Genomic DNA, 1,629 nt, shown 5'->3' on the forward strand with positions numbered 1-1,629 from the left:
GAGCGAGCGCAGAGCGGGAGCCCCGAAGGGCGCCTTTTAGGCGTCGAAAACCTGCTTCTGCACTTAGGTCAGAGTGATCTGCACTTAGATCGAATTGTTGGTTTGCACTTAGGTGCCTTCAGGTGGTTTTTGCTTCCCTTAGACACCATTCGACCATCTCCGAATGGCTCATCTGAGGCGGCTGGAAGACCCTTTCCGCTCTTAAAAAAGAATTAGAAGGACGTTCGTGTGCAGGTCTTGCACTTAGGTGGTTTCTGACGCTCCGCATGAGGAAACGCGCGGCCTGTGCCACCTGATGAAGCGCCGAAAGGACGATCTCGTAGGCGTTTGATGTCCTGACGCGCTTTCCCAGGTCCTGGTCATACACATAGCGCGGCGTGTGCTTCACAATGCCCAGGGCATACGCTCGGTTCAGTGCATTGATAACGGTTCGACGACAGGCCCCGGACTTCTCGGCCATCGCCTCATGGCTGGGAAACATGGCTCCATCGTCGCCCATGAATTCTGGCAAAACAGCCAGCGCATGAGCCTCGCCAAGCGTTAGCTTACCTTCCGAACGGAAACGCCGAAGTACGGCCTGAAACCGACGAATGATCTGCCATTTTGTCAGGGAGCGGGAAGTCTTGGAAGCGATGGTCATTATCTATCCTCACTCGGACTGACCATCTTCTCTTGAGGGAACCACCCAGTTTGGGGTATCGTTCTCTCGGAAAGCTGGCCCGTCCACTGGTACTGGCGGGTCAAGCTGAAAGGTCGGAGTTAGCGCTCCGGCCTTTCGCCGTTTCTGAGGCCTAGTCTTCGCCTTTTCCCGAAAAAAAGCAACCTTACCTATCTGACCTTTTGGAGTTTCCCAAGTCGTCGAGCATGAAATGCGAGTAAGTCAGCAACCCTACGTAGGGTTGCATATCTTGCCTATTCGCTTTTTGTCTTATTCGGCCCTACTTGGCCCCAAGAAGTCTGAAAATAGATTTCGGGCCGTCTCGGGCCATTTGAGGCCAAGTGGGGCCGAGTAGGGCCGAGATTTTTAAATTACTCCAAAAAAATAGAATGCGCTTTGAATACCATTCAAAATTGGTTATGGTTTTATGCCTAGTACTAACTAATAGTTATAAACCCATGGTGAAAAAATGAAATACTGGAAATTATTTGATAAATTGCCCGAAAGTGGTGATGAAGTTTATATTCTGGTTTCTGACAAAATTTCTCACCGAATTATTTCGGCAAAATTGGTTGATGGTAAATTTGAATATTTAACAGAAATACCAGATGGTTATAACAAAAATTTCTTCTTCTACGCTTGGGCTCCGAAAAACGGAATTATTACGGAACAAGATTTACTTAATGAGAGTGAAATAGCCATTAATGAATATGGTAAAGCTTCTTATGACGCACTTATGGAACGTCTAAGATCTGCCGGTTTGACTCCTTCAACCTAATTTCAAATTCAAGGGCAGGATTTATTCTTGCCCTTATTTTTGATCACTTGGGTGGAAGATCATGATGATCTTCTTAAGCATTTTTTTGTCTTGGCAGTGCTGTCGTTTCTGTTTTCGAGCGAGCGCAGAGCGGGAGCCCCGAAGGGCGCCTTTTAGGCGTCGAAAACCTGCTTCTGCACTTAGGTCAGAGTGA

Annotated in this window: 2 protein-coding genes; one reads left to right on the plus strand and one right to left on the minus strand. The window is 47.8% G+C overall.

Annotated elements, in window-relative coordinates:
• Positions 1 to 118: 118 nt before the first annotated feature.
• Positions 119 to 640 (minus strand): helix-turn-helix domain-containing protein, encoded by a 522-nt coding sequence (locus JK213_RS15750; protein WP_249200761.1) that lies wholly within the window; start codon positions 638 to 640, stop codon positions 119 to 121.
• Between the two features lie 487 nt (positions 641 to 1,127).
• Between JK213_RS15750 and JK213_RS15755 the strand changes: the two genes are divergently transcribed.
• Positions 1,128 to 1,436: a hypothetical protein gene (locus tag JK213_RS15755; RefSeq protein WP_211571900.1), complete on the plus strand. Its 309-nt coding sequence runs from the start codon at positions 1,128 to 1,130 to the stop codon at positions 1,434 to 1,436.
• Positions 1,437 to 1,629: the final 193 nt, after the last annotated feature.

The sequence above is a fragment of the Gluconobacter sp. Dm-44 genome, from assembly GCF_018256175.1.
Classification (GTDB): Bacteria; Pseudomonadota; Alphaproteobacteria; order Acetobacterales; family Acetobacteraceae; genus Gluconobacter; species Gluconobacter cadivus.

Coding starts and splice junctions, on each gene's coding strand:
- JK213_RS15755 (WP_211571900.1), top strand. CDS start 1,128: ATGAAATACTGGAAATTATTTGATAAATTGCCCGAAAGTGGTGATGAA.
- JK213_RS15750 (WP_249200761.1), bottom strand. CDS start 640: ATGACCATCGCTTCCAAGACTTCCCGCTCCCTGACAAAATGGCAGATC.